Raw genomic sequence first — 373 nt, 5'->3', positions numbered from 1 at the left:
AAATATAAATTTATTTTCTTCATCTATATCGGCATTAATAATAGTTTTTCTTTCATTGACATGTCTAATATTACTTTTCAATGAGTAGAATTTTATATGTTCTAATGGAATCGTATGTTTATGTAATTCATTATTTACAATAAATAACATACTTAAATTTACTTTTTCTATCCAAACATGTGTCCAAAGATCATAGTGAGGCATGTACGGATAACCACTTAAATAAAAATAACTTGGGCATCTAATGGGAAGTCCATATCTTTCTAGTAAATCATCATGCATTTTTTCTATTCTAGCAAATTCTCTATCTTTTAACATATAATATATGGGCAATATAATTACCGCCAATATTAGTATAACAGCCACAAAAACC

Annotated in this window: 1 protein-coding gene; it reads right to left on the bottom strand. The window is 26.3% G+C overall.

What is annotated here, in order from left to right; genetic code table 11:
* Positions 1-373 (bottom strand): hypothetical protein (locus RCF13_RS00200; protein WP_308140670.1); only part of this gene is annotated, 373 nt, incomplete at both ends.

Origin of the sequence: Stenotrophomonas maltophilia group sp. RNC7 (assembly GCF_030910085.1) — a bacterium.
Taxonomy (GTDB): Bacteria; Pseudomonadota; Gammaproteobacteria; order Xanthomonadales; family Xanthomonadaceae; genus Stenotrophomonas; species Stenotrophomonas sepilia.
The sequence above is the reverse complement of the archived record's forward strand: the minus strand, read 5'-3'. Positions and strand labels throughout refer to the sequence as shown.